Origin of the sequence: Proteus cibi, from assembly GCF_003144405.1 — a bacterium.
In the GTDB taxonomy this organism is placed as follows: domain Bacteria; phylum Pseudomonadota; class Gammaproteobacteria; order Enterobacterales; family Enterobacteriaceae; genus Proteus; species Proteus cibi.
Genome location: NZ_PENW01000013.1, coordinates 32,192 through 54,834 on the forward strand (window position 1 = coordinate 32,192; position 22,643 = coordinate 54,834).

The window sequence follows — 22,643 nt, forward strand, 5'->3', positions numbered from 1 at the left end:
GTGCGATGACAGCTCTATATAATTTGGAAGATAACCCCGCTTCCAGTTTATTTGAGCGCATACAAGGGAAGAGCGTAGGCTCTTCCCAACGCGCAAAAATCCAAGCGTTACTCATGTCAATTAAGCAAAATTTAAATCAAGTTTTAAACAGTAGACCTTTCGGTTGCCAAAGTACTCCCGCTTTAGGCATTCCTGATTTAAACGATGCGACATTAACAGGAGTCGATTTCAAGGTTCATTTATCCAATATTATTGCGGATTGTATTACGACTTATGAACCAAGAATAACCAATGTCACTGTTCATTTCATAGAAAATGAAGCAGAACCACTGTCACTGCAATTTAATATTACTGCTTTTATTTTATTAGAAAATCAAAAGCAACGTATTGAATTTAACGTGCAATTAGACAGCAACCGTAGATACCAATTGACACAATTTTAATATGTCTTCAAATCACTATTTTGATAATGAACTAAGCTACCTTGATAAGCTTGAACAGTATGTTGCAACTGAAAAACCGCAGCTTATTAATCAAATATCTGAAAGGGTACGTGATCCTGATGCCGCGCGCCTTTTAGACGGTATTGCTTATTTATCAGGTAACCTACGAGAACAAATAGATAGACAATTTCCTGAACTAACAAACAGTTTAGTCAATATGCTATGGCCTGCTTACGCGCGTCCATTTCCTAGCATGACAGTTATGGAGTATCGTACTGAAGCCACTCAAAAATGTGCGGTTAAAATAGCAAAGGAGCAACCTTTTGTTAGCCGCCCTCTCTATATTCAAAATGAATTAGCTGAAAATGATGAAGATAATTGGCATCAATGCCAATTTACACAGTGTCGTGATTTATGGGTACTTCCAATACAAATAACACGAGTGACTCAAAATCAAGATACATTGGATATTCATTTTTCTCTAAACCAATTACAGTCACTATCAACAGTTGGCTTAGAGAAATTGTGTATTTATCTTAATGGACTTTCTTATACAACAACGCAGTTATTTTATTTATTAAATAGCAAAGTCAAAAAAGTAAAAATAACAACCAATCAGCATCAATTTATCTTAACGCATTTTGCTGTTGAGCCTATTGGCTTTCATGCTGAAGACTCTCTTTTACCCTATCCTAAAAATAGCTATGAAGGATATCGCTTATTACAGGAATATTTTTGTTTTCCTGAAGCTTTTTTATCTCTCGCCATAAAGGGATTAGACGATATTCCTCCCGCGCTGATCTCAGATGCTTTTACATTATCCATTCAATTTGATAGCGATATTCCAGAAGCCATGTTGATCACGGAGGATTGCATAAAGATAAATTGCGTACCCGCTGTTAATTTATTTGAATCGGAAAGTGAGGCGATAAATTTAACGGGAAAAGAAACCGAATATGTTCTAAATAAAAGTCATAAAAAACAAGATTGTTATGATATTTTCTCAATAAATACGATCCAAGGTTTACGCTATATTCCGAATCAGCGTTCTTATAGTACACGTTACACGGCTTTCGAAAGTTTTCATCATCAAAATAATCAAGAAAATCCGGAAAGAACGGGTTATTACCGTTTAAAAATAGCACATCATAAATCACATTATGGTTATCAGCATACCCTGTCATTTGTGCGGAATAATGAACCTGACTTACTAAACTGTGAAGAAAGTATTTCAGTATCGATGAACTGTACTAATCGTACATTAGCTTCTTCATTATCTTCTCATTCGATAAAGCTTGATGAAAATAGTGTTATTTCCGGTGTTTTATCTGCCAGTAATATAATTAAACCAACAAAAGCACTTTATCCTTTATTAGGAAATACGTTGTATTGGTCAGAACTTACTAATTTATCGATTAATTATCAATCTTTATTAAGCTTAACTGCACTCAAACAAATTTTACAGTTATATGATTTTAAAGCGACGTTCTATCAACAATCGGCTCGCCAATCTCAAAAATGCCTCGATGCAATCACAAATTTAAAAACAGAGTCTATTGAGTATTTATATAAAGGTTTGCCTGTAAGAGGGGTAAAAACAACATTATCGATACATCAAAATGCTTTTATTTCAGAAGGGGCAATGTATCTATTTTGTTCTGTATTAGCACAATTTTTCACTCTTTATACCAGCGTTAATATGTTTCACGAATTGGAAGTCATTAATTTAGATAATAAGGAAGTTTATCTTTGGCCAGCAAAAATAAACCAGCAAATACTCAAATAACAGATATTGAGAAAATACAACGCTGGCTAAATAAAAAAGCGGGCAAATCTGTTACTGAATATAGCTTCTATCAATTAGTTGAATTGCTTAATAAACTGCATTTTCAAAAAACAGCGTTGAATAATGAAGACGCTATTCAGTTTAGATCAAGCGCTAATACAGCATTTCCAACTCGTGATGTCGTTTCATTACGCCAAGATGAAAAAGGTCAGTTTGATCTAGAAGTCTCTTTTTTGGGGTTACATGGTAGTCAATCGCCACTGCCGGGTTATTACCTTGACCATTTCGCATGGGAAGATGCTCAACAAGCCAATCAATTAACAGATTATCTTAATCTATTTAATCACCGCTTAGTGACTTTACTCCATCGTATATGGCGTAAGTATCGCTATTACATCTGTTTTGAAGATGGTGGACTCGACGCATTTTCTCGTCATATGTTCTCTTTGGTAGGACTAGGAAGCGAAGCCAATCGTGGCATGATGAATATCAACCACAGCAAAATGCTGGCTTATGCCGGATTACTAGCCAGTCCGAGCCGCTCTCCTGATGTGATTTGTAGCTTAATTTCTCACTGTTTTGATTTAGAAAAAGTTGAATTAATCGGATGGGAAATACGCAAGATCCCTATTCCTGAAGATCAACAAAACCGTTTAGGTGTTGTTGCCCATCATGCAGGACAAAAATCACGCCCAAAAATGATTTTAGGTGAGAACTTTAATATTGGATCTCATATCTATGATTGCAATGGTAAATGCACGATTGAAATTAGTGAATTACCACTCGATCGTTATATGTCGTTTCTTCCCAATGGCAAAGACTTTTTGTCACTTATTACTTTTGTTTCTTACATCATGCATGAACAACTTGCGTGGGATTTACGCCTGCGTATCGCAGACAAACAGGCAAATGGGATCTGCTTAGGTAAAGAACAACACAATCAATTAGGTTGGCAAAGTTTTCTAGGAAACCCTGAAGCCAATCCTAGTGTGACAATGACTATTTTGGAATAATATTATGGATAACTATTTACCCACAATCTCTTTTCGCTTAATCAATAGTGAGTTGCTTGAAAGTGGCTATTTACCAAATAGTCAATTCACACAACTTGGTGGCACGATTGGCAGCAGTAAACAATCACACTGGGTAATACAAGATACTCAATCATCTATTGCATCCACACAGTGTGCTATCGCTTGGCAAGATAAACAGTTTTGTTTAAAAACACTGGTTGAACCTGTTTATATTAATAACGCGCTGATCCCCGTTCATATTGGAGCAGTCTGTTTATCTCAAAACGATCAAGTCAAAATTGGGCAATTAGTTTTATCCGTTAATATCAATTTAACACAAAACAATAAGCAAGATCTTATGGCGATGACGCCACAATCGTTGGTCGAGACGGATGACAATCCACTAGATCCCTTGCTACAAAAAAACGCCCTTTCTCTCCATAAAACAGAAAATCCTGTGCCTTTAGCGCCGACAGTTTCTGGCTCAATGACGCATGATCCCTTAAAAGCTCTAGAGAGCGAAAGCTTAGCGCTTATTCAAACATCATCTTCTAACGCACATCATTACTCTCTTTCTTCGCCTCGTTCAGATAACCAGGGAGCTCTCATGGTTCAGGAATTTATGGATTTACCAGAAATAATTTCTCAAGATAATGAAACAAATACAGACGTAGACTATGTCGCCATTAATCCATTAATGAAAGGGCTGGGCGTACACCTTAATTTACAAAACTCACAGCAAGCGAATGATTTTCTTATTGAATTAGGCAAAACCACACAATCTGCAATTAAAGGCTTGTTAGCATTACAACAGCAAGAAAATTTACAAGATAAACAGCTACGCCCAATTGAAGATAATCCGCTTCGTTTAAATAATGAATATGACAGTGTAATGCGTTTAATGTTTACGGATGAACGTAGTCCAGTACATTTATCTGCACCTTCTGCTGTCGCAGAAAGCTTGCATAACGTCCAATTGCATTATCATGCTAATCAAGAAGCCATTTCCGCTGCATTAGCCACATTATTAGAAGCATTCTCTCCAGAGCATTTATTAAAACGGTTTTCTCATTATCGTCGAAGCTACGACAACACCCCAAGTGATAGCGCTTGGGCTTGGGATATGTATACCAATTATTACAATGAGTTAGCATCATCTCGCCAACAAGGTTTTGAGAAACTGTTTTATGAGGTCTATACCCACGCTTATGACCGAGCCTTAAGAAAAGGGCTTGATGAGGTGTGATATGTCGATAAAAACATTCATGACTTATCTCTTTTTTATTTTTGCAGCCACTCAACTCAGTGGGTGCAGTGGCCCTATTGAAGCCATATCAAAAATAGGCAAAGTCATGTGGGACCCATCAACACCTGTAGGTAAAGAAAAAGAGCAACCTTCAATTGTCTCACTCACGTTATTAGCAGAGCCTGAAATCAATCCTAACCATCAAGGCGAGGCAACACCGGTTCAATTACAAATCGTGTATATGAATGAAGATTCGATCTTTGCCTCTTTAGATCAAGACCAAATTATTGAAGAAGATTGCGATCTGAAAAAGCTATTAAAGCGAAATTATATCGATCATCAAGACTACACCCTTTTACCCGATCAATATAAACCGCTCGATCCCATTGAGCTAGATAAAAAAAATAAGTATATCGGGATCATTGCCTATTACTCTGATGTCAATATTACTCAATGGAAGAAAGTATTAAAAATCAATGGGATTGGTCATCATTATACTCTGCTAGTCCATATCAAAGAAAATGAAATTGAATTTAGAAAAGAAGAGGATCAATAACAATGTCTACGAAAAATAAAGTGATATGGCATGAAGGGTTGTTTATTAAACCTCAGCATTTTCAGCAACAGCAGCGTTACCAAGATTATATTATTGAAACGCTGATAAAAACCTATCACGCTCATTACTATGGTTTAAGCCAACTGACGCTGAATACTGAATTATTAAACCTTGGTCGTATTGGTCTTAAAGAAGCCACTGGTATTATGCCTGATGGCACGCTGTTTTCTATTCCACAACAAGATAACCTTCCTTCACCTATTGATATTTCACAAATCAATGAAGGCAGTGACAATGTGGTTTATTTAGCACTGCCGTTACAAAACAATACCGTCAGTGAAATCTCTCATTCCCATAATGGCAATCATTTATTAGCCCGTTATAGCGATGTATTAACACAAGTACGTGATTTACATACTGAGAATGGGGATATCAGCCAGCTTAATATTGCAAAGCTTAATCCTATTTTGAAATTAGGAAAAACAGAGCTAGACGCTTACGTCATGTTGCCAATTTGCAAAATAAGAGAAATTAGCGCTGATGGCCGTTTAATTCTGGATAAAAACTACATTCCTACCTGCTTAAACTCAAGAATCTGCCCTATTTTGGCTGAATTTTTGACCGAAGTTGAAGGTGCTTTATTTGAGCGAGGACGCCAAATAGCCGAGCGTATAGGTTCTCCCGGTCAACAAGGTATTGCCGATGTTGCTGAATTTATGATGTTACAGCTACTCAATCGCGCTTATCCTCAATTTTCACATTTATCTAAACAGACTGTCGTTCACCCAGAACAACTGTTTAAAGAGCTACTTCAATTTAATGGTGAAATTCAAACTTTCACTAATGGCTCTCGTTTGCCGGATAAGTTACCGATTTATCGCCATTATGATCTGGCATCGGGTTTTTTACCTCTGATTAAATCCATTCGACAAGCGCTAAGTGTCGTTCTAACACCAAGAGCGGTACCCATTCCATTGCAAAAACAAGAGCACGGTATTCGTGTTGCGACAATTCATGACAGGCAACTTCTGCAAAGTGCAGAATTTATTATTGCGGTGCGCGCTCAACTACCTCAAGAGCAACTGCGTCGTCAATTCGCACAACAAGCAAAAGTCACTTCTGTAAATCAAATTCGTGATTTAGTGAGTGTTCAAATGCCCGGAGTTGGCTTTATTCCGTTATCAACTGCACCTCGTCAATTGCCATATCACTCAGGCTATACCTATTTCCGCCTAGATCCTCAAGGCGAGTCATGGGCAGATATACAGAAACACGGAAATATTGCATTCCACGTATCCGGACAATTCCCTGAACTTGATATTCAACTTTGGGCAATAAGAAGTGGAACACAACATGAGTGATTTATCATTAATACAAGCGCTGGCTGAAAAAAAAGTGAGCCATAAATCATATCAATTGCCATTACGTGGCAACAACATCAATCCAATGATTGATGTTGCAACACCATTGCTGGGTATGGTGATCAGAATGAAATCCATGTCAGCAACTGCGCTATCAGAAAAGCTTTTTCAACAAGTGGTCACTGACATTCAAGCCATTGAACAACAACTTCAGACTCACGGCTATGAACCGGGTGCCATTGTTTCATTCCGCTATGTGTTATGCACATTTATTGATGAGGCAGCGTTAGAGCTCGGTTGGGATCAAGATAATGATTGGGTAAAACAGTCCCTATTAGTTCATTTTCATAATGAATCATGGGGGGGTGAAAAGGTTTTCGTATTAATAGAACGCTTATTAGGTGAGCCTAAACGTTACCTCGATTTATTAGAGTTTATTTATCTCTGTTTATGCCTTGGCTATCGCGGTCGCTATAAAGTCAGCAATGGCTATGGAGATGACTTTAATAAATTACTTCGCCAACTTCAAAAACAGATCCAACAACTTAAAGGCGGATCTCAACCCATTGTTTTATACAAAGAAAACGGCAGTAAATCGCATCAATATCGTTTAGGACAACGTTTTGGTGTTCGTTATATCGCCATTGGCTCGCTGATCTTCGCCACGATTATTTACACAGTTTATGCTTCTAGATTGAGACATCAAACTCTCAATATTTTGGAACAGCTTAATACACTTCTTAGCTAGGACGCCCTTATGATCCAGATTGATCTCTCAACATTAGTTAATAGACTTCACCCTATTGCTAAACACGCTTTAGAAAATGCGGCTGCGTTTTGTGTAAGCCACCAGCAATTTGAAATCACCGTAGAGCAATTTTTACAACAACTGCTGGAAACACCATTAACGGATATCCGTACCATTTTTAATCAAGTTGATATCAATCCCACAGCATTAACCACGCTGTTAAATCTTAACGCTGTACAGCACCAAAGCGTGGCGCAAAGTTACCCCAATTTTTCCCCACTCTTAGTCGAATGGCTTAAAGATAGTTGGCTACTCGCTTCAGCAGAGCTTAGTCATAAGGCATTACGTTCCGGCGTTTTATTACTTACTTTATTACAAATGCCTCATCGTTATTTGCCCAACTCAGCCGTTGAATTGCTCTCACAAATCAATAGAGAGCAACTCAAACTTAACTTTGATGAATGGACTCTGACATCAGCAGAAACGCCAATAACAGAAGCGAATAAATCATCCAATAACCAAGTTCAATCAGACTCTATGCTTGCGCGTTTTACACAAAATATGACGCAACAAGCAAGAGATAATCAGTTAGATCCTGTTTTATGTCGTGATCATGAAATTGATTTAATGATTGATATTCTCTGCCGTCGTCGTAAAAACAACCCTGTGGTTGTTGGTGAAGCAGGAGTGGGTAAAAGTGCCTTAATTGAAGGGTTAGCCTTACGTATTATTGCAGGCGACATTCCTGAAAAACTCAAAGAATGTGAGTTATTAACATTAGATTTAGGCGCTCTTCAAGCGGGTGCCGCTGTTAAAGGAGAATTTGAAAAACGCTTTAAAGGCATTATGCAAGAAGTAGCTCAATCTCCCACCCCTATTATCTTATTTATTGATGAAGCCCATACCTTGATTGGAGCAGGAAATCAGCAAGGGGGATTAGATATCTCTAATTTGCTAAAACCTGCATTAGCACGTGGTGAATTAAGTACTATTGCAGCAACCACTTGGAGCGAATACAAAAAATATTTTGAGAAAGATGCTGCATTAGCGCGTCGTTTTCAACTTGTTCAAGTGAAAGAGCCCACTGCCGATGAAGCGATTATTATTATGCGTGGGTTACGCTCTATCTATGAAAAAGCGCATCAAGTTTTTATTGATGATGAAGCGCTCTGTGCGTCAGCACAATTAAGTGAGCGTTATCTTTCTGGTCGCCAGCTTCCCGATAAAGCCATTGATGTCCTTGATACGGCTTGTGCTCGTGCGGCGATCAATCTTTCAACGCCTCCTAAACAACTATCAGCATTAAAAACACAACGCCATCAAACCCAAATGGAGTGTGATGTATTAACCCGTGAACAGCAACTCGGTTTAAACGATCACTCAGCGCGCTTAGCGATATTAGAAAATCAGTCCATTGAAATTGAAACACAAATTGATGAGCTTCAACAGGCATGGGAAAAACAGAAAAATATTGTTCGTGAAATTATCGAATTACGTTCACTTTTATTATCAACATTAACGAAATCTGTTGACGAAAAAGCAAACGGTGAAAATGTTGAAAATAATAGTGATGAGCTAAAATCTCGATTAAAGGCGCTAAATAAAGAGTTAAATGAATTACATCAACACTCTTTATTAGTCTCTCCTCATGTAGATAAAAAACAAATTGCTGCTGTTATTGCTGAATGGACGGGTGTGCCCCTTAATCGATTATCACAAGATGCACTCTTAGTGGTAACGGAGCTCCCGACCTATCTTGAACAATGCATAAAAGGGCAAACTCTCGCCATTAAGCATCTTCATAAGCACTTATTAACAGCGCGTGCCGATCTACGCCGTTCAGGTCGTCCATTAGGGGCATTCTTGTTAGCAGGACCGAGTGGTGTGGGTAAAACAGAAACCGTTATTCAAATTGCTCAGTTAATGTTTGGTGGAACACAGTATTTAACCACGATCAACATGTCTGAATTTCAGGAAAAACACACGGTTTCTCGCCTGATTGGTTCACCGCCAGGTTATGTGGGTTATGGCGAAGGAGGCGTATTAACAGAGGCTATCCGTAAAAAGCCTTATTCTGTTGTATTACTTGATGAAGTAGAAAAAGCCCATCCTGATGTTTTAAACCTGTTTTATCAAGCCTTTGATAAAGGGGAATTAGCTGATGGAGAAGGTCGTATTATTGACTGCAAGAATGTCGCCTTCTTTCTAACCTCTAATTTAGGTGATCACATCATTATGGCTAATGCCGATAAGCCGGATGAATTGCATGATGCGCTCTACCCAGAATTAACCACCTTCTTTAAACCCGCTCTTTTAGCACGTATGGAAGTCATTCCATTCTTACCGTTAACGCAGGCTATTCTCAAAGAAATTATTACTCACAAACTAACACGTTTAACCGAGTTACTGACACAACGCTTTCATGCAGAAATCAGACTAGAAGACGCCGTTTCAGATGAAATATTGCAACGTGCTTCACGAGCCGAAAATGGAGCAAGAATTTTAGAATCCATTATTGATGGCGCACTACTCCCGCCTCTTTCGCTCCTTCTTTTGCAACACAATGCAAGAAATGAAGATATCAGGACGATACGGTTATCCGCGCAAGATAACCAATTTATTGCAGAGGTAAATGTAGCACTATGAAGCACAGACTGAAAAATGCGCTCTCTCTCTTAACTTGCTTAGATGTGGACTCACTGATCAGCCAATTTCTTGAGCTCAGTATGCCTCGCAGTCCATTCAGCGCACTTATTGTGTCAATGATTAATAAATCAGAGAACCGCTTAGAGAGCTGGAGCATTGATCTTAATGAAAAAGTAGAGAAAAAACATTTGGATGTCGATATTACAGAAGCGGATCACCCGTTGATCCAGCTTCTATCACACTCCCAACCTGTACTTTGGAATGATCTAAAACAAGGCAGTTATATTAGCGACTATGCCTTACAACAATTTATCGCCAAACAACCTGTGCATTGTGGATTGTTGAGTATTCCTTTTGCTGATCTGAATAATAAACCTTGTGGGTTAATTATTATGTTAGGTCAAGATCTGGAGGAAACAGTTTATGAACAAGGGATCTTCTCTATTTACTGCAATATTTTTCATCATCAACTAAAAAGTATTTTAGCGTTTTCTCAATCACAACAGAAAATTGCTGATCTGCAATATCTATTGAAATTACAGCAAGAAAAAGAAGAGAAAATTAATCAGACGTTACGTTCATTATCCGTCTCTAATTTAACTTCAATGCGAGCATCACCGCACTCTTTTGCCGAGGTAAACGATCTTACTTTAGCCACCGAACACTATGAAGCGGCAATTCTGCGTTATCAACAAGAAAGCAGTAATGACGATCTCAATTTAATCGCTGAAAACTTAAATATTTCAAAGCGATCTCTTCTCTATAAATTAAAAAAATATGGATGTCTTGAATGATTTATTCACGGACTATTTATTTCATTTTTCTGGCTTTCTTTTCACTCAACAGTGCTTTTGCACAAGAGGATGAAGTTAACCTCACTGAACAAGCTCTCTCTCAATGTCGTGAAGAGGTATCTCAACTTATTCGCTTATCCTGTTATGACCAAATTAATGTTGAGAATAAGCAAACTTCTACTTTTGACATTAGTGCAATGGGCGATATTTGGCGCTTAGCGGTAGAACATGAAATGAAGCGTGAAAATTATACGGCAGGATTTATAGTAACAACTCATAACACCGGTACTTATCCCGTCATTATGACGATCCCCGCAATGGGATATCAACCGCCCCACCCTATTTTAATGCTCAGTTGTATTGACAACATTACCCGTATGCAAATTGCGTTACCGAAAAAACAAACCGCAGGAAATATCCAACTCATCACGGATAAAACCCAATTAAGCAGCGAATGGTTTCTACGGGAAGACGGTTATTTGCTGGAAGCAAGTCGCGGTATACCCGGCATTGATGAAATCAAGCAGTTGCTTTCCAGCACAAAATTAACCATCAAATTAGCAAATGATGAGCAATTAACTTTTAATATTTCAGGCATTAACGAAGAGATAAAACCTCTGCGTTCAGCCTGTCATTGGTGATAAAAATGACAACTAAAACACTCGGTACATGGCGAGAACAACTTTTAGCACCTTTGGATGAGGCTAAAATACGTAGCCAGCTTGATGAAAATAGCACTGATTGGGAATATATCGAAAGTGAAATGATAAAATTTGGCTCACTAAGCCATGGCACTTTAGATATTGATGATATTCAGCGTCGCGCATTGCAGTTGTTCGCAACACAAACCAAAGACTTTCGCCTATTGGTGCATTTTCTAAGGACACTACAACATGCAGCCATTCCTGAAGAACTCGTTATTGCAGCCACTGTTGCCAGCACCTATATGCAACATTATTGGGATATCAGTTACCCAAGTAATCCGCGCTTAAAGCTACGCTTAGCACAACAAATTCTTCAACGTTTTGGATCAGTCAAAAATAACTTTTGCCAACAAGCCACGCCTGAACAACGTGATGATATTTTGGGTGAGTTCGCCTATTTAGCACAATTTTGGCACACCTGTCAGCCAAGTTTATCTACGCAAATGGATGAATTAAGCCTAGCGTATCAACATATAGAAAATACACCCAAAGCGACCATTATTGTTGAAGAAAGTGTAAAAGCAGCACCTATTAATGAAGTTAAAACACCTACCCAAACACCCGTAAACGTGACTTCCGAAGCAAAACAACATCACGTTGAAATTAATCAAAGTGATGATCGCCAATGGAAACAGACACTATTAAAAGTGGCGGGCATGCTTTGTGAACAAGCACCTCATGATGCTATTGGTTATCGCCTACGCCGATATGCCATTTGGCACAATATTCAAACACTCCCAATAAGTGATAAGCAAGGTAAAACCCCGTTAGCTGCGGTGGATATTGATAGAGTGACTGATTATAAAGCACAACTCACGCAACCGACGCTCACTTTACTCAATCAAATTGAACAGAGCTTAACCTTAGCTCCTTACTGGTTAGATGGTCACTATATTGCTGCTCAAGCCGCTCAATCATTAGGGCTAACGGATATTTCATCAGCCATTGCTCAAGAGCTTTCACGATTTTTAACGAGATTACCTCAGCTTAACCACCTCTATTTCTCTGATATGACACTTTTTATTTCTGAAGAAACTCATCAATGGCTCTGTCGCTTAGAGAGCAAAACGAATAATAAAGCGAGCCCGCCATTATCGTTCCAACGTGAGCAACAAGAAATTATGACTTGCTTTGAACAAGAAGGTCTTAATGCGGCGTTATTGATGATTGATAATGCCATTTCAATCACAACAGAACCCCGCCAGCGGTTTTATTTGCAGTTACTCTCAGCACAACTTTTTGAAGCGTCAAAGATGAGTTCCATCGCAAAAGTTTATTTTAATCAGCTTTATCAAGATGCACTTCGATATTCATTATCAGAGTGGGAACCCAATTTATTAAGTCAATTGGCATCAAAAGCGGAATACCAACAGAACGCATCTTCTCATAGGGAATAATAATGAATTGGTCATTTCTTTCTGGAAAGAAAATAACGGATTTTATAAAAAAAATTTTCTTTGCTGATAAATCAAAAATTAAATCCTTCATTTTACTTTTTATTGCCTTAATTCCGGCGCTGTTTGTCATGTGGATTTGGTGGTGGGGAGCTAATTATGAATTTAAAGGTGATTACCCATTAAGATCGCTCAGTGCGCGCTGGCTAGCCACTGTTATCACTATTTTGGTCGTTGTCAGTTGGGTTGGCATCGCAACATGGCTTCGTGTAAGAAAACTTGAAGGCCTAAAATTAGATATTGAACTCGCTATTGTCGATCCAGCACTTAATGATATTGAGCATCAAAACCGTTATTTGAACTATTGGAAATCGCAATTTATTAAACACCAAAATGGGCATACCAACGCGCTTTATCAAAAGCCTTGGTATTTTGTTCTAGGCACCGATGAAAGTGGCAAAAATACATTATTAAAAAATAGCCTCAATACATTAGATATTGCGCCTATTGAAAATATCGTTAGCGAACAAAAATTACCTTTGCATATAAAAATGTTATTGGCTGATCAAGCCATATTATTAATGCCAGAAGGTAAATTAATTACACAACCTAATCTTATTTTAGAAAAGCCGAAACTTTATCACCGATTATGGAATGAGTTATTAGTCTGGCTGAATGAACATCGTTCACGCCAACCAATGAATGGCATTATTCTTACTATTGATACACTACAACTACTGACAAACGATAAAGAGAAAAATAGCCAATTTATTACCTCATTGCATATGCGGCTACAAGAAATCCGTATCGCTTTTAAGAGTCAATTACCTATTTATATCGTGTTTACAAAGCTCGATTTATTACAGGGATTTGACGCAATGTTTCAGTCACTAGAAACCAAGCAGCGTGATGAAATATTAGGTGTGACATTCCGATTAGATAGTGAAAATAATTGGGAAAAAGATCTTAATGCATTTTGGGAACAGTGGGTAAGCCAAATGAATAGCGCCCTTCCTGAGATGATGCTAAATCGCGTTGATGAAAGCCAACGTACTAAGTTATTTAGTTTTATTCGTCAAATCCAAGGGCTAAAAACTAACGTTATTAGCCTGCTTACTGCATTAACATCCAGTCATAAAGAGCAAGATATTCAATTAAGAGGGGTATACCTCACGTCAGCAACACAAGTCGGTCAAGTTGATAATATCTTTAGTCAAACAGCATCGGTTCAATACCATTTACCAACAGCGCCGTTAGCCACTTGGCCCATTGCAGAAACTCATAGCTACTTTACGCAATCACTGTTTCAAAATGTTTTGTTATCAGAGCCGAATCTTGCAGCTGAAAGTCAATTTTGGCTTAAAAAACATCGTAGAAGAGTGCTATTAGCTTCCGCTATTAGTGTTGTTGGTATTATCGCTTTATGGAATGGCTGGAGCCATTATTACAGTAAAAACTATCAATCTGGTGAAAATGTACTTAATGAAGTTAAAGCCTTTCGCTCTTCAGAAGCAACCATTACCACGAATACAGCGGGAAAAGAGCAACTTGCGGTATTAAATCCATTATTAGATGCCACATTAGCTTACGGTAATTATCGCGAAAAAAGTGATATTTTTTCGGATCTAGGGTTATATCAAGGAAAAAATGTCGGCCCTTATGTCGAAAATGTTTATCTCCAATTGATAACAGAACATTACCTGCCTTCAATTATGAATTCTTTATTGACTGAATTAAATAAAGCGCCAACGGGTAGTGAAGAAAAGTTAGAGATATTACGTATTATGCGCATGCTTGAAGATAAGAGTGGGCGCAATAATGAGATTGTTGAAAACTTTATGGCTAATTATTGGAGTCGCTTATTTACGGGACAGAGAGATATTCAATCTCAATTAATGTCACATCTACAATACGCATTGAAACATACCGATTGGCAAACTCAGCGCAAGGCAGGTGAGGTAACGGCTATTAATGCTTTTACACCATTTACTCAGCCAATCAATACAGCGCAAAAAGAGTTGAGCCGCTTGCCTCTTTATCAACGTGTTTATCAAACATTACGTCTTAAAGCGAATCAAGTTCTCTCATCACCACTAAATATCCGTCATCAAGTTGGTCCTAGTTTTGACGCTATTTTTACTGCGATTAATGAAGACAAACTCCAAATGCCTCAGCTTCTAACGTGGTATGGATTAACAAGCTACTTTACTCAACATAATGATGAGCTGGTGGATCTCACCTTTTTAGATGCATGGGTATTAAATTTAAGTACAAATACTCAATACAGTGAAAGCGACAGAAAAGAGATCCAACGTCAAATCACAGAGCAATACCTAAATGATTACACGGCTCAGTGGCGCGCAGCCATGAGTAATCTTGAAATAAGAGAATTTGAATCACTACAAGATGAGATTAATGCATTAGAGCAAATTATTAGCGGTGAACAGCCCATTCGTCGTGCATTACAGGTACTAAGAGATAATACAACATTACCGAAAATAGACAGTTCATTACCAATAGCTGATCAAAAGGCATTAATGGAGGAATTAAAATATAAATTACTCACTCGATTAGATAAAGAATTTGCACCTCAAACTGAAATTCTTGTCAGTAATAATGGTGAGAATTTGCAAAATCTCAATCAAAAATTAAATGAACTTCATCGTTATTTATTGGGTATTTATAACTCACCAATACCGGGAAAAGCAGCATTAAAAGCGGTCACATCTCGCCTTGAAGATAATAATCGCGACATTATTTTTGAATTATCGCAATCGGCTAAAACATTACCTGAACCAATGAATCGTTGGGTAGGACAATTAGCAGATCAAGCGTGGAATGTTGTACAAAAAGAAGCCATTCGCTACATGGAGGTCGAATGGAATGAAACCGTCGTTAAGCAATATCATACTTACATTATAGGTCGTTATCCATTTAATGCATCGACGACACAAGATGTTCCTTTAAGTGAGTTTGAACGTTTTTTCAAGCCAAATGGCACATTAGATAGCTTCTATCAGCAAAATCTACGCCTTTTTGTTGAAAATAATTTAATTGAAAATAGTGATGGTCAATCACTTATTCGTCCAGATGTATTAGAACAACTTGAAATTGCTAATCGAATTAGAAATACATTTTTTAATGCCCAAGGAAATTTGGAAGCACAGTTTGCCATCGAAGCACTGTCTCTAGCCGGCAATAAGCGTCGTAGTATTTTAAATCTTGATGGACAATTACTCGATTATGCACATGGTAGAAGCCATACCGTACATATGGTTTGGCCTAATTCAATGCGTTCAAATGTGGAGAGCAAGCTGACCTTAGTGCCTATTTCTGGAGACAAATCACCACGCGCTATTTTATTTAATGGACCTTGGGCACAAATGCGGCTCATTAATGGTGGCAAACTGACCAATATAAAACCGCACTCTTTCGATGTGAAATTTACCCTTGATGGTGGTGATATGGCATATCGGATCACAATCGATGAATCTAATAATCCTTTCTTTGGTGGGTTATTTACTCGCTTCAAATTACCAGAAACCCTTTATTAACTGATTTCCCCTCATCTTTATGAGGGGAGAGGATATTTCATGAATACGCCAAACGAAAAATTTGTGATAAAAATTGCAGGCTCTCCCTTAGATATCCCTGAATTTATCGCATTAAAAGCGGAATTTAATAAACTTAATCATCCTTCTCAACCTGAGATCAGTTGGACACTTATTGGCTCTCTCTCATTAACGTTATTTAAAACGCATGGTATCGATTTACAGAGTGGCACTTATTACACTCTGGCTCGCCTGCATCTAGATGGATTAAATGGTTTTACGGAAGGATGCGAGTTACTGGCTAATATAGTCGTGAGTCAATGGGATAATCTTTGGCCTACTCAGCCAAATCATCGGTATGAAGTTTTAAATTGGTTTAATACTAAAGCTAGCGCTTTATTACGCCAATTAACCTTTTCGCCTGTTGATTTACGTTTAATTTATCGTTCAGAAAGAGCCCTACAATTAATTATCAATCAACTTGCCCATACAGATTGGCCTAAATTACCCAAGCTAGAAAATTTACTTTGGTTTTTCCAAAATGTGGCGAAAACCTTAGAGCAAAATACAAAAAGTTCAACTCAAAATAGTAGCAACAATACCATTAAGATCCCGCCTATTGTCTATATCAGCGCATCCGATAAACCTAAAGAAAATAATATTTCTAACCCTATCACGGAAGTGATTTTATCTAACGATCCGCCTATTGAGAAAAAACCAATGAGTGCAAAAAAAGGCTTTTTTATTGGGTTATTAAGTAGTAGTACTATTTTTATTACTGTTGGTACTGTTCTTTATTTACCAATGCAAAAAGAGTTGTCTGCCATTACAGCTCAACCTGAAGGCGCCATTACACAGTGGTTATATCAACCCAATATCAGTTCATACGCAAATAACCTTATTTTAATGGAAAAACAGTCTCCTATATTTACTTTAAGAAAATCAGAACAAATGTTAGACGTCGCTAAAAAACTTTGGCCCAATAATGCAGATCAATCTTATGCAACACGACAATGGCAAAATATTCTTACTACACGATTGGAAAATGCACCAATTGACAGCAGTTGGTCTGATACGAATAAATTAATTCAACAACTTTCCGATAGGATTGTTCAACAAGAGCGTAATAGAGGAAGTTTCACACTTTCTTATTTAAAAACGGCTATTTATGAAATACAAAAAAGCCATAACAAATCAATTCCTATTGAAAATAAACTGTATGCTTTTTCACAAGAAATAAATAAAGAGCAGTCTATTTCTCCTGCATTAATTAATAATCTCGATACCGATATTAATGGATTATTGGCTCGATATTATCTCCTTCAAAAAGAAGCTGAAGAGTTAGGATTAAAGCCTTATTCATATTAAAAAATAAAAAAATTATGGCAGATATTATTTATTATTAAAGGATAGATATTAGATTAACATGAGCGAAATTAAATATTTAAAAGAAAGACAATACCTGCAAAAACTGGCTAAATCCTATGCGCAAAAAAAACCGCATTTAGCGGAAGTATTAGAGCCAGATGATCCTCAGACTAGCTATTTAATGGAGGGGTTTGCCTTTCTTTCTGCTCACTTGCAAGAAAAAATTGATGATGCTTTTCCTGAAATCACGCTCCCTTTATTACAACGCCTCGGCTCTCAAGCAATAAAAGGACTGCCATCAACATCTATTATTCAGATCAGTTGTGATAAGGAGATTAACTACCGCTATTACATTCCTAAAAACAGTAGTGCTTTAGGCAATAATAATGCGTGTTTTTCAACTTGTCGCGATTTATATATCGAACCCTATTCTATTATTGAGAAACAAGTAACACATCAACCTAATAAAAGTTGTATCTCGTTAACGTTTGCTTACCTTGGTGATATAGAGCAAATGCAATCTTGCTCGCTAAATTTATTTCTTAGTCCGATCAAAAATATTGCAGATACTCTGTTACTTGGGTTAACGCAGCATTTTGACTATATTGAATTAAAACATGCCGATCAACGTTACCATGGCGATAATGCAACGTTTTGTTTTAAATCACAAATTGGTAAAGATCACCCTATTTTTCCACAATCAGAAAATACCCCCAAAGCGCCACAACAATTATTAGAAGGTTTATATCTTCCCCATGTTCATCATTTTATCAGTTTAGATATTCCTATTATTATCAAAAAATTAGATTGGGGGAAAAGCACTCAATTTACAGTTAATATTTATTTAAATAAACAAATTTCATTAACCGAAGAACAATGCCAAGACTGTTTTTTGCTTAACTGTATACCTACTGTTGATAAAGAAAAAGATCATACCGTTATCATTGATTTCCAAGCGAATAAATCATCTTATTTACTGCCTATTCCAGATAACCATTATCTTTCAAGTTTATCTGAAATCATGCTTTCATTAGAGCCTCATGAAAAAGAGCGTGGTATTTATTGTCATTTTTATTCGATAACTGAATTAACATCGGCATCTCGCCTATTACCTCAATATCAAAACTCGCTTTTTTATTCATTAACTATCGATAAAGATATCACAGGGAGAACATTCTATACGGTTCATTTCTATGACAATAAAGGCGAAGAACTTATCTCTCCACCAAGTCTACATTTTTCCTGTACTTATATTGGCTTTGAAAGATATAAAGATAACAGCATTGGTGTGTTGAATGCACATAGTGAAAATATGCCTGATAATTTATTACTCAAAAATATCACACCGTTATCAGAATGTTTTCCACCTATTGTTGATGATAAGTGTTATTGGCATTTGTTGTCACATTATAGTGCTAATGCTTTTATGCTAATGTCTATTACAACAATAAAAAATATGCTAAGTGATTATTTAATTTATGCCGAATTAGACAAACAAATCACAAGAAAAATAAAAAAATCCTTGGATGGCTGTATTGATTTAAATAGTCATACCTATGATTATATTTTAAGAGGTAAACCACATCGTTGTTTATCTTTAGTATTAACACTAGATGCTGATTATTTTGACAATGAAGGTGATGCATTTATTTTTGTTTCTCATCTTTATCATTTTTTTCCATTTTGTTTATCAGAGAATATGTTATTAGAAATGAAAATTAAATTTAAAGATGATGAAAAGATAAAATGGTTTTTATCCCCTTCCCCATTAAAAGGTTATAAGTCATTATTATAACTATAAAAAAGCCCTCAAAGGGCTTTTTTATAGTTTATTTTTCAAGTCAGCAGGAGCTATATAATGAGTAGTACGTCCTTCTTTTATTGAAATAAATAATTTCATTTTCTCTAGATCTCTAAGTAATTTTCTTGCCGTATTCTCACTAACACCATATATGTTCATAATAGATTTAACTGTAAATATATGTCCAGGTTCCTTAATGCCTTTTTTAATAAGATCTTTTTGAATAAAATTAAATTTAAATTTAATTTTTGATTCATCTAAGATATTAGAAACATTATAGAATTCTTGTGTTTTTATTCTTAAATATTCTTGTAATTCATCAACTGCATTTAGAATAACACTAACATTGAAATCAATAAAATAAGTCAAGTCGCCATAATCTTTTTGAACACTAAGATATGACATTCCATAATCTTTATGATTTTCTTTGATTATCTTACTTATTGATATGTATTCAAATATATCATACCCATTTTTCAACATGAACCAGTAAAATATCGCTCTCGCCGTCCTACCATTACCATCTCTAAAGGCATGTTCATAACCCAGCATGAAATGGAGAATAATCGCTTTAATAACAGGAGGTATGAATTTATTACTATTCTCACCATTATGTTCTTTATTAGCAAAATCACATAATAACTCTAGTCTCGTTTCTAATTCTTTATAGTTTGGTGGGTAATATAAGGGATTATCATCATTTCCTATATAAATATCATTACTACATCTAAACTCACCCGGAATATTGTCATTTTCTGATACGCCATGAGTTGCAATACTATGAAATTCTAATAATAAATCCCTTGTTAATGGTTCTTTTTTTCGCTTATCAGCGAGTCTTAATAACATATAGTTATTAAGGATCATTCTTTCATCAGGGGTACTAGGGGTTAATTCTTCCTCTAGCATTTTTTTTGCATCAGCTCTCGTCGTAGCAGCGCCTTCTAATTGAGCACTTGTAATGGCTTCTTCCATAAGCAACGAAGATACCAAATAATTTTCTTGAATGTTGATTGATGCTTCAGGATCTGCAATCGCAGTCATTTTGCTAGTACCAAATTGCACAATTTTATGAAGCTTTGGTTCTAGTAAGTCAGGAATACAAAAGGAAAACTCATTGCCATTCTTATCAAATAAGCCTATTCCTTTTTTTATTTGATCTCTGAGAAATTTTACTGCATACCAAATATTTTGAGCTTCTTTACTTGGCACTCTCCATTTCAATTTATACCAAGGCAAGTACCTTCCTTTTTCATCAACAATTCCATATTTACTGAGGTATGGACTGATTTTAGAAAAATCAAAAGTCTCATAGTCAACTCTAGGTGATTGTTCTACAGGATGTTTTGTCATAATACCTCAATTTTTAAAATTTGATGTGAATAAGTATGGCAGTAAATATCCTTCAAGGTCAATACGTAAAAACAGTATTCCATACTCTAGACCTATAAAACTTAATAATATGACAAACAAGTACTTGGTTATGACATTAATATCTTAATACTAACAATTAATATCCAGCATAATTCTCAGAATAACTAACATATAAACAATTTTCATATTTATATATTTGTAGGTATTGTTCATCATTCCTTATTTTAGGTTTGCCGTAATAAACAGGGATATTCAATTTATCTGTATATTCTCTTATTTGTTGATAGGCTTTGTTCCAGTCATTAATAGAACAAAACACCACATTTCCATCTCTAAAACCACGATCAATAATTCCATCACCAGAAAAATAAGAATCATTTGATATTTTAGGTATTGATTTAATCACTGATGAAGTATTCAATAAATATGAAAAGAAATTATACCTTGTATAACAAAAATTTCTTTCTTTTGTTTTCTGAAGATCAACAACAACCAATAATATTAAAATAGATAATAAACTCAAAAAACACAGTACAATCCTAACCCCATTTCTCATTGCATTTTATCTTATTAATAAAACCTGCGATTAGTTTACTTCAAACACCTTAATAATCTCCATTCGTTTTATTAAAAATAAGGAGCCCCCCATGCAATAAAACCCTTTTTACGCGATATAACGTCAAATAACCTTATCTTATTCTTAATTAACACTTTTATCACATCATCAAAAAACTAAAAAACTATTAAATAGTGACATAATTTATCCAATTATTTGATTTAAGTAAAACTGCTTAAAACTGTTAATAAACAACAATTGATAGATTTTAACTATTAATATTAAGATTTCGATCGTTTTTATCGATCTATTGATTTTTTTACGTTATCATTTAAAAAATAGGAGATATTTATATGAGCGAAATTAACACCCTTGTTGGACAGCGAATAAAACAGAAAAGAAAACAACTAAAATTAACGGGAATTGAAATGGGGCGACGCCTTGGTATCAGTCAACAACATTATTCACGCTTAGAAAACGGACATATAAAAATAACAGTAGACCAGCTTATTACCATTTCTTTAATACTTGGTGTATCACCGCAAAGTTTATTACTTACCTCTGAAATAATGTCACCGATGCTTAATGCTTTGGCAGAGAAAACATTATACTCAAGTGATGTTATTGTATTAAGAAATAAAAAAAGACGTCATCTAAAATAAGGAAATATAAAAATTATAATCTTATATTTAACTTAATTTTATAGATAAAAAAACAAATGTAACCTATTGAAATAAAAGTTTATTATTCACACAATACAATAATTAAGATTATAACCTTAAGCGTTAGATTATTTTTTATACCGATTTACCTATTAAAATAAGAATACATTATTATAAAATCAATCGATTGATTATTTACTTATTCCACAACATAAAAACCACAAAAAATTAACAATGGTCTTTTATTAATCTAATATTCATTATTAATTTACACCGCTACAATACCAAAATAAAAGCATTATAATTTTTTTATTAATTAATCTTTTTAAATGAAATATTAAAATAGTTATATATTATTTAATTTAAGTCTGTCATTAAATAAAAAATTTAATAGCGGAATACTTATTTTATAGAAACAAGATAAGCGTTTATAAACTTAATAAAATGCGCTCACTTAATAGAACATGCACGCAAATCTGAAGACGTTTTTAGCAACAACGACACAAATCCGTCCCACTTAAGAAAAGTAGAGAATTTGAAATGATGGTAACTTATTGAGTTTAAATGGTACGCCCTACAGGATTCGAACCTGTGACCTACGGCTTAGAAGGGCGTTACATACTGATTTCATTGAGTTTTA

The 22,643-nt window shown here is 35.8% G+C and carries 17 protein-coding genes; 15 read left to right on the top strand and 2 right to left on the bottom strand.

The features are described from left to right. The first annotated feature begins 5 nt into the window (after positions 1-5). The 14 genes from tssE to DK865_RS07555 are packed head-to-tail and all read left to right on the top strand — an operon-like array spanning position 6 to position 19,405. Positions 6-443, top strand: coding sequence for a type VI secretion system baseplate subunit TssE (tssE, locus tag DK865_RS07490; protein ID WP_109391582.1), 438 nt, complete (start codon positions 6-8; stop codon positions 441-443). A 1-nt stretch (position 444) separates the two neighbouring features. Continuing rightward, complete coding sequence (gene tssF / locus DK865_RS07495; RefSeq protein WP_109391583.1) at positions 445-2,229, top strand: type VI secretion system baseplate subunit TssF; 1,785 nt, start codon at positions 445-447, stop codon at positions 2,227-2,229. Then, positions 2,193-3,242 (top strand): type VI secretion system baseplate subunit TssG, encoded by a 1,050-nt coding sequence (gene tssG, locus DK865_RS07500; protein WP_109391584.1) that lies wholly within the window; start codon positions 2,193-2,195, stop codon positions 3,240-3,242. Before tssF ends, tssG begins: the two co-directional genes overlap by 37 nt. A gap of 4 nt (positions 3,243-3,246) precedes the next feature. After that, entirely contained in the window at positions 3,247-4,488 is a 1,242-nt protein-coding gene (tagH, locus tag DK865_RS07505) for a type VI secretion system-associated FHA domain protein TagH (RefSeq protein ID WP_109391585.1), read from the top strand. Between the two features lies 1 nt (position 4,489). Continuing rightward, the gene (tssJ, locus tag DK865_RS07510) at positions 4,490-5,044 is read left to right on the top strand and encodes a type VI secretion system lipoprotein TssJ (protein ID WP_036912344.1); all 555 of its coding nucleotides are present in this window, start codon (positions 4,490-4,492) and stop codon (positions 5,042-5,044) included. A 2-nt stretch (positions 5,045-5,046) separates the two neighbouring features. Beyond that, positions 5,047-6,405: a type VI secretion system baseplate subunit TssK gene (tssK, locus tag DK865_RS07515; RefSeq protein ID WP_109391586.1), complete on the top strand. Its 1,359-nt coding sequence runs from the start codon at positions 5,047-5,049 to the stop codon at positions 6,403-6,405. Next, the gene (gene icmH, locus DK865_RS07520) at positions 6,398-7,153 is read left to right on the top strand and encodes a type IVB secretion system protein IcmH/DotU (RefSeq protein ID WP_023581423.1); all 756 of its coding nucleotides are present in this window, start codon (positions 6,398-6,400) and stop codon (positions 7,151-7,153) included. Before tssK ends, icmH begins: the two co-directional genes overlap by 8 nt. Positions 7,154-7,162: 9 nt before the next feature. After that, a complete protein-coding gene (tssH, locus tag DK865_RS07525; protein ID WP_023581424.1) occupies positions 7,163-9,799 on the top strand; it encodes a type VI secretion system ATPase TssH in 2,637 nt (878 codons plus the stop codon). After that, entirely contained in the window at positions 9,796-10,593 is a 798-nt protein-coding gene (locus DK865_RS07530; RefSeq protein WP_109391587.1) for a Fis family transcriptional regulator, read from the top strand. The genes tssH and DK865_RS07530 overlap by 4 nt, the downstream gene beginning before the upstream one ends. Beyond that, positions 10,590-11,234 (top strand): type VI secretion system-associated protein VasI, encoded by a 645-nt coding sequence (vasI, locus tag DK865_RS07535; protein ID WP_109391588.1) that lies wholly within the window; start codon positions 10,590-10,592, stop codon positions 11,232-11,234. The genes DK865_RS07530 and vasI overlap by 4 nt, the downstream gene beginning before the upstream one ends. A 5-nt stretch (positions 11,235-11,239) precedes the next feature. Continuing rightward, positions 11,240-12,694 (top strand): type VI secretion system protein TssA, encoded by a 1,455-nt coding sequence (gene tssA / locus DK865_RS07540; protein WP_109391589.1) that lies wholly within the window; start codon positions 11,240-11,242, stop codon positions 12,692-12,694. A gap of 2 nt (positions 12,695-12,696) precedes the next feature. Beyond that, on the top strand, positions 12,697-16,245 hold the full coding sequence (tssM, locus tag DK865_RS07545) for a type VI secretion system membrane subunit TssM (RefSeq protein ID WP_109391590.1): 3,549 nt from the start codon (positions 12,697-12,699) through the stop codon (positions 16,243-16,245). A 39-nt stretch (positions 16,246-16,284) separates the two neighbouring features. Next, on the top strand, positions 16,285-17,610 hold the full coding sequence (locus DK865_RS07550) for a VasL domain-containing protein (RefSeq protein ID WP_109391591.1): 1,326 nt from the start codon (positions 16,285-16,287) through the stop codon (positions 17,608-17,610). A gap of 58 nt (positions 17,611-17,668) precedes the next feature. Continuing rightward, positions 17,669-19,405, top strand: a complete 1,737-nt coding sequence (locus tag DK865_RS07555; protein ID WP_023581429.1) for a type VI secretion system baseplate subunit TssF — start codon at positions 17,669-17,671, stop codon at positions 19,403-19,405. A gap of 27 nt (positions 19,406-19,432) precedes the next feature. Here the strand turns inward: DK865_RS07555 and DK865_RS07560 are convergent, their stop codons facing one another. Together DK865_RS07560 and DK865_RS07565 are read right to left on the bottom strand one after the other, a co-directional pair. Continuing rightward, a complete protein-coding gene (locus DK865_RS07560; RefSeq protein ID WP_109391592.1) occupies positions 19,433-20,764 on the bottom strand; it encodes a Fic family protein in 1,332 nt (443 codons plus the stop codon). Between the two features lie 157 nt (positions 20,765-20,921). Further along, positions 20,922-21,341, bottom strand: coding sequence for a hypothetical protein (locus DK865_RS07565; protein WP_109391593.1), 420 nt, complete (start codon positions 21,339-21,341; stop codon positions 20,922-20,924). Positions 21,342-21,694: 353 nt separating this feature from the next. Here DK865_RS07565 and DK865_RS07570 point away from each other — a divergent pair, with 353 nt between their 5' ends. Beyond that, positions 21,695-22,003, top strand: a complete 309-nt coding sequence (locus DK865_RS07570) for a helix-turn-helix domain-containing protein (protein ID WP_023581432.1) — start codon at positions 21,695-21,697, stop codon at positions 22,001-22,003. Positions 22,004-22,643 lie beyond the last annotated feature (640 nt).

Coding starts and splice junctions, on each gene's coding strand:
- tssA (WP_109391589.1), top strand. CDS start 11,240: ATGACAACTAAAACACTCGGTACATGGCGAGAACAACTTTTAGCACCT.
- DK865_RS07570 (WP_023581432.1), top strand. CDS start 21,695: ATGAGCGAAATTAACACCCTTGTTGGACAGCGAATAAAACAGAAAAGA.
- tagH (WP_109391585.1), top strand. CDS start 3,247: ATGGATAACTATTTACCCACAATCTCTTTTCGCTTAATCAATAGTGAG.
- DK865_RS07555 (WP_023581429.1), top strand. CDS start 17,669: ATGAGCGAAATTAAATATTTAAAAGAAAGACAATACCTGCAAAAACTG.
- DK865_RS07550 (WP_109391591.1), top strand. CDS start 16,285: ATGAATACGCCAAACGAAAAATTTGTGATAAAAATTGCAGGCTCTCCC.
- tssM (WP_109391590.1), top strand. CDS start 12,697: ATGAATTGGTCATTTCTTTCTGGAAAGAAAATAACGGATTTTATAAAA.
- tssF (WP_109391583.1), top strand. CDS start 445: ATGTCTTCAAATCACTATTTTGATAATGAACTAAGCTACCTTGATAAG.
- DK865_RS07565 (WP_109391593.1), bottom strand. CDS start 21,341: ATGAGAAATGGGGTTAGGATTGTACTGTGTTTTTTGAGTTTATTATCT.
- vasI (WP_109391588.1), top strand. CDS start 10,590: ATGATTTATTCACGGACTATTTATTTCATTTTTCTGGCTTTCTTTTCA.
- tssE (WP_109391582.1), top strand. CDS start 6: ATGACAGCTCTATATAATTTGGAAGATAACCCCGCTTCCAGTTTATTT.
- tssK (WP_109391586.1), top strand. CDS start 5,047: ATGTCTACGAAAAATAAAGTGATATGGCATGAAGGGTTGTTTATTAAA.
- tssH (WP_023581424.1), top strand. CDS start 7,163: ATGATCCAGATTGATCTCTCAACATTAGTTAATAGACTTCACCCTATT.
- icmH (WP_023581423.1), top strand. CDS start 6,398: ATGAGTGATTTATCATTAATACAAGCGCTGGCTGAAAAAAAAGTGAGC.
- DK865_RS07530 (WP_109391587.1), top strand. CDS start 9,796: ATGAAGCACAGACTGAAAAATGCGCTCTCTCTCTTAACTTGCTTAGAT.
- tssJ (WP_036912344.1), top strand. CDS start 4,490: ATGTCGATAAAAACATTCATGACTTATCTCTTTTTTATTTTTGCAGCC.
- DK865_RS07560 (WP_109391592.1), bottom strand. CDS start 20,764: ATGACAAAACATCCTGTAGAACAATCACCTAGAGTTGACTATGAGACT.